The organism is Nocardia tenerifensis NBRC 101015, from assembly GCF_000308715.1.
Taxonomy (GTDB): Bacteria; Actinomycetota; Actinomycetes; order Mycobacteriales; family Mycobacteriaceae; genus Nocardia; species Nocardia tenerifensis.
The window spans coordinates 1-9,170 of sequence record NZ_BAGH01000543.1 but is presented as its reverse complement, the minus strand read 5'-3'; the positions used below and the strand labels follow the sequence as shown (position 1 = coordinate 9,170).

Here is a 9,170-nt window from a genome sequence, read left to right as displayed (position 1 = left end):
CCGCGCGCGCCGAGGACGGCCGCGGCGAGCCGACCGCGCTGTCGGCGGCCATCGGCGAGTACTTCGGGCTGGCCGGGGCGAACGCGGTGGCCGAGGCCATCCACCTCGGGTACCTCGCCGAGCATCGACTACACGAACTGGTCCGGGTCCTGTTCACCACCGCCGAGGCCGGCGACGCGACCGCGCTGCGCCTGATCGACCGGCAGGCCGACGAGATCACCCGGCTGGCCTTCGTGGTGCTGCGCAAGCTGGACCTGCTCGACGAGCCGACCCCGGTGGTCCTCGGCGGCGGCGTCCTCGCCGCCCGCCAGCCGCTGCTAATCGACAATGTGAAGAACCGCTTGGCCGCCGCGGCGCCGCTGGCCGAGCCCCGAATCGTCATCGCCCCACCGGTTCTCGGCGCCGCCCTGCTCGGCCTCGACCATCTAGGCGCGACCCCCGAGGCGCATCAGCGCCTGCGCGCCGCCTATCCCACCCTGCCCGCCGGCGACGGCCGCCCCGAGTTTCCCAGTGAAATGGGTCAGCCCGCCTGAATTCCATAGGTCGCCTTCGCGGACAGGTCCGCTGAGCTGACCGATATCTTCCTCTGCCGCCTCCCTCGGCTGAATATTGGCGAGTTGCTCGGGGTGAGTGCTGCGTTCCCCGGCCGGGCGACGGTACTCGGGGGAATTTCGGTAGCCGAAATAGAGGGAGATCCGATGGTAGAACTGTTTCGCTTCATTCAGCAGGCGTTCGTGGTGTCCGACAGCGGGAATTCGATCGATCTGACGACACAATCGGCGTTCCAGCGCCGCCTGCGTGAGCTGATGTCGGGCCCCTACGCGCTGGTCAGGGCCGAGGCGGAGAAGTACATCGACGGGGTGACCGGCAGCGGCGCGGCCACGCTCGCCGACGGGGGACTGGCCCGCCTCGCGAAATACACCGACCTGCGCGCGAAATTGCTCGCGCTGTCGGCGGCGCAGGCGCGCACGACGACCCCGCCGCCGTCGCTGTCCGGCAAGGTGAGCAAGGCGATCAAAGATGTATTCGGGCAGGAGCCCGCCGACCTCGTCGCGTCGCAGCAATTCAAGGATGAGCTCGTCGGCTCCGGCGACATATTGGTCGCCGTGAAAATCACCACCCGATTCGACCGGGTGGACGCGCCGTCGATCACCGTGATGCGGCAGGTGATCGCGTTCGTCGCCGACTTCGTGGCCGGGCGCGCCGATCCGCTCACCATCGACCGCATCCACACCCTGCTGGACCGTCCGGTGCGCATCCCGGAGGAGTTCTTCCCGCGCCCCGGCGGCGATCCGCAGGTGCGGGCGAAGAAGTCCGAGCCCGACGCGGGCGCGGCGCGTCTCGCGGAACTGTCGACGGAGCAGGCCGCCTTCCAGCGGGCCTACGACCTCGTGATGACCGCGCGCCCGAACCAGCTCGCGATTCACACTGACGCGCAGGCGAACTCGGCGGCCGACGAGCAGGAGCAGAGCCACGCGCTGACCGAGGAGCGCGAGCGCTCCACCGCCGTGCCGAGCGTGATCGGGTTGACATCGGCGGCGCTGGCCGCGATGGATCCGGTCGTGCGCGACCACCTCGCGGCCGAATTGTCCGACGTCGCAACGGCTTCCGTGCCGGACATCCTCGGCGTGCTGAAGCGGCGCCGGTCCGCGCTCGCCCGCGAGGTCGAGCCGAGCCGCCTGCCGCGCCCCGCGCAGGTGTATCGGCTGGGCAACAACCTGTTCGCCGTGCCGCCGAACACCGACGAGACGCCCGAGACCGACCCGCCCGTACCGGATTTCAGCCACGCGATCACCCGCCCCGTCGGCGTCGGCGACCTGCAGGTGGTCCGCCAGGAGCTGATCGGCTATGTCCCCGCAGACATCTCGCACATCGAGAACGTGCTGCCCGGCGAGCTGCTGAAGAAAACCACCAAGCGCGAGGAGACCTCGGAGCTGATCGTCACGGAGTCGACCGAGTCCACCCAGAGCGCCGAGCGCGACACCCAGACCGCCGAGCGCAACGAGCTCGCCAGTGAGGCGTCGAAGGAGGCCGGGGAGCAGAGTTCGGCCACCCAGGACCAGACCTCGACGAGCAACTACGGCAGGCTGGTCGAGAACAGCAAGACCAACTACGCCCGCAGCGTCACCGACCGCGCCGTCAACAAGCTCACCCAGTCGGTGAAACAGGAACGGACGCAACGGGAAAAGAAGGTGTACACCGAGGAGACGGTGCACCAGCTCGACAATGCCAACGGGCTCAGGGCGATTCGCGGCATCTACCAGTGGGTCGACAAGAAGTACAAGACCCGGGTGGTCAACTACGGCAAGCGGCTGCTCTACGACGTGGTCGTGCCCGAGCCCGCGTCGTTCCTGATCGAGTCGCTGAAGGCGGGCGCGCAGAAGGAGAACTTTCAGCTCACCCGGCCGCAGGAGCCGACCGTCACGCCCGCGGAGCTCGACGCCACGAACTACATGTATTGGGCTGCCCTGTACGGGGTTACGGGCGCGGTGACCCCGCCGCCCGAGGAGCTCGTGCGGACCTTCGCCAACGTCGAGAAGGGCGACGCGGGCAAGGCGCTGGAGGGCAACTACGGCATCTCCAGCAGCAGTCCGCTGTACGGGCAGCACTTCAACGCGGTGAAGATCCCGATCCCGGACGGCTACGCGGCGATCGGCGGCTACGTGCAGCGCACGAATCGCAACTTCGTCACCCCCGACGACCCCGAAGAGCGCGAGTTCGAGTTCTTCATCGGCGAGTCGACCTTCCTGCGGTTCATCAAGAACGGCCCGCTGAACCAGTCGTTCACGCTGCGGGGCGAGACGGGCGAGATCCCGGTCACCCTGCGCACTTTCGCGAAGACGCTGCAGTTCAACTACGCGGTCGGGATCGTCTGCCGGCGCACGGACGCGGCGATGGCCAAGTGGCAGCTCGACACCCACGCCAAGATCGTCGCGGGCTATCAGCGGCAGCGCACCGAGTTCCTGGACCAGCTCGGCCGCTACCAGACGGCGGTACGCACCCAGCTGAGCCTGGCCACGGCGTTCTCGCACGACTCGACGACCGAGCGCGAGGAGCTGAAGAAGGCGTTCATCCACCTGCTCATGAGCGAGCACTTCGACCAGGTCGGCTACCCGGCCCCGCAGAATCCGCAGCAGTTCCCCGGCGATCCGCGCTACATCAAGCAGTGGGGCGCGGTGGTGGCGTTCTTCGAGCGGGCCTTCGAGTGGGAACACCTGATGTACCTGTTCTACCCGTACTTCTGGGGCCGGGAGAAGCTCTGGGGTGAGCTGGTGCTGATCCAGGACGTCGACGCGCAGTTCGAGGCGTTCCTGAAGGCGGGCGCCGCACGGGTGGTCATTCCGGTGCGCCCCGGCTTCGAGGCCGCCCTCGCCCACTTCCACGAGACCGGCGACGTGTGGATGGGCGAGGAGATCCCGGACATGTTCAGCGACCGCTACGTGTCGATCATCGCGGAGATCAAGGCGCGCAACGCGACCGAGGCGCAGGAGGTCGTCGTCGACGAGTGGGAGGTGCGGCTGCCCACGACGCTGGTCATGCTGCGCGACGACGCTCAGCTGCCGAGCTGGACTCCCGCCGCGCTGACCGCGGGCGACGGCGAGTAGGCGGGCCGGGCATGGCTGACGAGCACATCGACCTGCGGGCCGAAGCGGCGAAGCGGCGCGACTGGTTCTTCGAGACCCAGCTGCGCGGGTTCAACCTCCAGACCTTCCGCAATATCGCGCGCGAGACGAAGGACCTGGACGAGCTCCAGTTGCTCGAGCTGTTCAGCACGTCGTCCCTGGTGCCCGTCGGCCTGCCCGGTCCCGGTCGCGGGCCGCGGGGCGAGCGCCCCAGGGTGTACCTGGACAGTCACCAGCCGGTGTGGGACGCCGACGAGCACACGCGCAGGCAGGCTTTCGGGGGCGCGTACATCGGGCGGCTGGGCGACTGGCTGGAGTTCCGCGATCCGCAGCTGCTGCGCGATCGAAACGCGGTGCTGGCCAAGGACTTCGAGCAGGAACGGTTCGGGTCGGCGCTGGAGAAGTCGCCGCTGTACCTGTACCGCCGCAAGCGCGCGACCACGGTGCCGATACCGAAGAACTGGGTGCCGGGACAGCTGTTCGACCCGCTGAAGGGCGAGGCGCCCTACGACGGGGATCGCTCGGCCACGGACAACACGGGTCAGGCCATCAGCCGCGCGTTCGTCGCCGAGGCCAAGCCGTGGTTGATCCCGGAGCTGTATCACCCTGCCCACCGCGCGCCCAAAGCGCCTGCGGGCACACCGGAGTTCGCGCCGCTGCAGCCCTCGGTGCGGTGGCTCGAGGATCTGGAGAAGTTCCTCGCCGACTTCGAGGCCGAGCTGCGGATCGTGGTGGGCGGCGCGGTCGACCAGCGATTCCCGTTCGCGGACAACGACTCCGGCAAGCGCGACTATCGGGGCGCGATCAACGAGGCGCTGCGGCTGACGACCACCGGCGACGCCGCGGGCAGGGTGCAGGCGCAATTCCTGTCCACGGTAGAGGTTTTGGACGACAAGCGGGTGCCGCGGCCCGCCTATCGGTTCGGCATCCGGATCGGCACGGCCGGTCGGCAGGTCGACGATGTCGAGAAGTATCCGCACTCCGAGATGGTCAAGTACTGGTTGCGCGTGGTGGACAACCCGGTGAAGGAGGTGTTCGCCAACAAGGAGAACTCCGATATGGGGCTGTGCCACCTGATTCGGATGGTGTACCTCTTCGGTACCCTCCCGGCGAAGCTGGCCGGCGGCGACAAGCCGCCCTGGCGGCGACGACCGGACCTCGACACGGAGACCTTCGACGAGTTCTTCGCCCATCGCGCGGCCGACGACGGCATCGCGGGCGACACCGAGGTGCTCGCCCGGCTGCGGGCGGCGCAGGAGAAGCTGCGCATCGTCCTGGCGGAGAGCCGGGCCGTGCCGAACAGCGCGGCCGTCACCTTCTCGCCCATCGCGCAGGAGGTGCTGCGGAAAGCCATCCACCACTACAAGTTCTGGCTCGACGAGCCGCTGCACGCGGTGCAGAACGCCGCCTTCCAGAAGGTGCGCGGCGACCTGGGCTACGACACCGAGAACGAGATGGAGTACTGGTCGGAGAACCACTACATCATGTTCGCGTCCTCGGAGTACCTGGCCGGGCAGCTGTGGGAGGCCGACGAATTCCAGCCCGCCGGTTCGCTTCTCGGCGGCAACAAGGAGGGGGTGCTGACCGGCAAGCAACGCCGCGAGCGCGGCAAGGCCCGCGTCCTGCGGTGGCTCAATCACCGAATCCTGTTCGGCTGGACCGAGTTCAACTCCTCGGGGTACTACCGCGAGCACCTGTGGTCGGTGCTGAACCTCGTCGACTTCGCCCTCGACGAGGAGGTCCGCGAGAAGGCCAAGATCGCGGCCGATCTGCTGCTGTTCGACATCGCGCGGTTCACGCACAAGGGGGCGATGGGCGCGCCCGGCGGGCGCAGCCAGCTCAGTTCCAAGGCCAGCGGCTGGGACAACGCGGCGGGCGACGCGGTGGAGATCCTCTTCGGCACGCGCGGCCTGTTCACCGACGGCGACTCCGAAATCGGTGCAGCACTGGCGTCCTCGACCTACGAAATCCCAGAGGTTCTGCTCGAGATCGCGGCGCACCCGCCGGAGACCGGGTTCATCGATCGGTCCCGGGTCTCGATCACCTTCGACGAGGCGCACCGGTACGGACTCTGGTTCTCCCAGCGGCTCGACGAGATCGACTCCTACCGCGAGGGTTACGCGCCCAAGTTGGAGAAGTACTCGCGCTTCGTCCGGGAGAACTTCGAGGAGATCGAGGCCGCGCACCCCGGCTCGTACGACCGCAACGACGACAGCACCGTCTTCTGGTGGGGCGCTTCGGTATTCCTCAACAAACAGGTGGTCAAGGGCACCCTCGCCGCCGTCGACAAGTTCGGCCTGGACCAGAGCGGCGTCTTCAAGCAGCTCGCCAACCTGGTCGGCACGCTGCTGCCGAAGGTCAAGAGCGGCGGGTTCTTCGGGCTGATCGGCGGACTCGTCGGCGGTGTGTACGGGGCCGTCGCCGGCATCGTGCTGGGCGCGCTGTTCAACACCTCCGACGCCGAGGACATCGCCGACGACCTCTCCATCTTCCTGGAGGGCTCGTCCCGCACCCGCGCCAACATCATGACCTATCGCAACCCCGACATCATGCTGTCCAGCCTGCAGAACTTCCGGGCGGGCCAGACGAACTTCCAGTCCAACGTCAACCAGGCCACGGTGAACGGCACGCTCAATGTGTTCACCACGTCGGGGCTGGTGAACCTGGATGTCTCGCCGGTGGTCGCGGGGTTGGGCGGCGCGCTGGCCGGCGGTTTCACCGGGGCGGTCGCCGACACGGTGCTCGGCGTCGGCGGATTCAAACCGGCCCTGGCGGCCCTCGGCGGCGTCGGCGCGGTGATCGCCAACGAGAAGGCGGGCCACGTCAACCCGTTCGCCGCCAGCAGCGACGGCGTCGACGGATTGCACTGGTGGACCGGCTATTTCGCGCTGCCCATGGTGGTCCAGTACGGCGCGGCCTCGATCATCGCCTACGACTTCCACGGCATCCAGGACGATCTCGCCGACTGCGGCTCGCACGTGTTCTTCCCGAAGAGCGGCTTCGACGCGGTGGAGGAGCTGCGCTGCTCGGCCTACGACGACGCCAACAACTCGCTGTTCGAGGCCTTCGACGTATTCCACTACGGTCCCAAGGGTTTCTGGGTGTTCGGCAAGTATGTGCACGCGGAGCCGGGCGTCGCCGCCGCGGACCGGCGGGAGTCCTACATCGGCGTGTTCTCCAACCAGCATCCGACCTGGCTGAGCAGGCAGGAGGACGAGGTCGACGTCTACAACAAGGCGGTCGAGGCGGTGGGCAAGGAGCCGATCGAGGCGCTGCGCGAGCAGCTCGCGGACGAGAAGGACATCGACAAGGGCATCGACCTGAAGCGGAGACTGCGGGAACAGGAACGGATCTGGGGCGAACCGCTGCCGCGCGACTACTTCGCCGACCGCGACTGGCATCACGACGGCAAGAACATCTGGATCGTCCAGGTCGGCAACAAGGCGGAGTTCGGCGACTTCGAGCGGTTCAAGCAGCGGGTCAGCAGCGCGCGGGTGCATCTGGACGACACCGGCGACATGGAGTGCACCTATCACATGCCGACCCCGGACGGCGGAAGTCAGGCGCTGGTCCTGAAATACGGCGACGGCGGCGAATTCCATTACGGCAACGCGCCGTTGCCGACCGACCTGTATCCGCGCTTTGAGAACCCGTTCGTGCGCGGCGGGCGGGTGGAGTGGGGGCAGCGCTCGTACGTGCTCGAGTATCGAGGCAAGCGGCTGCTGCACAATCTGCACGACTTCCGCAAACCCGTTCGGACCGAAGAGGTTTCGGCCACCGACGCGGACAAGGTGCTCGGCCTGGTGATCCATGTCCGCACCAAGGACGAGGACATGGACGAGAAGACTCTCGGCACGGCGACCGTCCGGATCGGGTGCACGGAGGTCACCAAGGAGCAGATCATCGCCGTCGGGCCGGTCGACGACGACACCTCGCACGATACGGAGTGGATCTTCTTCGACACCGGGCCGGTCGACGCCGCGCCGGACATGACGATCGACGTGGGGCACCGGGCGTTCGGTGACGGTGACGACGAGGCCGACTGGAACATGGGCTTCACCCTGCAGGCCCTGATGGGCGACCACTCGCTGCGCGACTGCACGGTGACGTTCGACTCGTCGGACTTCGACGAGGATGTGCGCGACACCGGACGGCTGCCGTTCTCCATCCGTACCGGCCGGTGGCGGCCGTGGGAGCCGGTGCCGGACAGCGTGTTCCAGGGGAGTCTGACGCAGGCGGTCCGCCCGCCGTTCGACAAGTACTACTACGACCACTGCGACCTGTTCCTCGCGGCGCCCGACCAGCCCCTGCGGCACCGGCGCCTCGACTCGTGCCTCACCGCGCCGCCGCACTTCGCCGAGATCCCGAATCAGCAAGGCGGGACGAGGTTTACGCCGACCTGCTCGGTGCGCGGGGTCAGCCGGTTCCCCGGCCATCTCGTCGCGGCGGTGCTCGACGAGGGCAAGCTGTTCTTCAGCTCCGTGGTCGACAAGGCGGGGACCTGGGGACCGTGGATCCGGGAGGAGCCGTCGTACTTCGGCGCGGCGGTGCCGTTGGCTTCGCCGGGGACGCTCTACGCGGGACCGTCGTCCTCGCTCGACGGCGTCGAGGTGGTGGCGCCGGGCGCCGACGGGCACCTGTACATCCAACTCGATTGGCGCACAGGACCTTCCTTCGACCTCTCCCACCTCGGGGAGGCCGGCGGCTGGCTGAAGATCACGGTCGAGGGTTTCACGCTGCGCCGCGACGGCGACATCGTGCTGGACGACGACCGGCTCCTCGTGCTCGACACCGACGGGGCACTGTGGGCCAAGACGATCATCCGCTCGACGACCTTCCCGCAGATCACCCCGTGGACAAAGGTCACCGACGGACAATCGTTGCGCACCTTCACCCTGGCCGCCACCACCGGCGGAACCCGCGTGCTCGCCACGGCATCCGACGGCCGCATCTGGGACGGAACGTTCGACGGAAACAACCCACCCCGGTGGACACCGCTGGACCTGCCCGGCGGCGCCCCCGTCCCCGACGGCGCCGGAACAGCCTGCGCCACACCCTATCCGGACCGCCTCGACGTCGTAGCGGTAGCGGCGGACGGCATCGTCCGCACCGCGATATGGACCAAAGCCGGCGGCTGGGCCTCCTGGACCCCCGTCGTCCCCGGCGACCAAGGACCCAAAGCGCCCCCGCACACTCCCATCCTGGTCCACCGCGTCCAACGCCAACTGGAACTCTTGATCCGCACCGAGGACCGCAACTTAGTCCGCACCTGGTGGTCATGAGAAACAACGGCCCGGACCGCATGACCACAGCCCGGGGTCGCACGACTACGGCGCGCGCCGCAGGACCACAGCCCGGGTCGCGTGACCACAGCCTGAATCGCGCGACCACAGCCTGGGTCGTACGACCACGGCCCGCGCCGCATGACTACGGCCGGGGTCGCGCGACCGCAGTTCGGGTCGCATAACCGCAGCCCGGGTCGCGTGACCACAGCCCGCGCCGCATGACTACAGCCCGGGTTGAGTGACCGCAGCCCGGATCGCGCGA

2 protein-coding genes and 1 pseudogene are annotated in these 9,170 nt (G+C 68.1%); all 3 read left to right on the top strand.

Features of this window, described 5'->3' with window-relative positions; all coding sequences use genetic code 11:
- A pseudogene (locus ON39_RS35840) lies at positions 1-533 on the top strand (ATPase); the annotation flags it as partial.
- A 165-nt stretch (positions 534-698) separates the two neighbouring features.
- Complete coding sequence (locus ON39_RS35835) at positions 699-3,605, top strand: hypothetical protein (RefSeq protein WP_040740801.1); 2,907 nt, start codon at positions 699-701, stop codon at positions 3,603-3,605.
- An 11-nt stretch (positions 3,606-3,616) separates the two neighbouring features.
- Positions 3,617-8,905 (top strand): PLL family lectin, encoded by a 5,289-nt coding sequence (locus tag ON39_RS35830; RefSeq protein WP_040740800.1) that lies wholly within the window; start codon positions 3,617-3,619, stop codon positions 8,903-8,905.
- The last annotated feature ends 265 nt before the right edge of the window (positions 8,906-9,170 follow it).

Bases quoted from the DNA above. Each gene is read 5' to 3' on its own strand.
- ON39_RS35835 (WP_040740801.1), top strand. From the start codon at position 699: ATGGTAGAACTGTTTCGCTTCATTCAGCAGGCGTTCGTGGTGTCCGAC.
- ON39_RS35830 (WP_040740800.1), top strand. From the start codon at position 3,617: ATGGCTGACGAGCACATCGACCTGCGGGCCGAAGCGGCGAAGCGGCGC.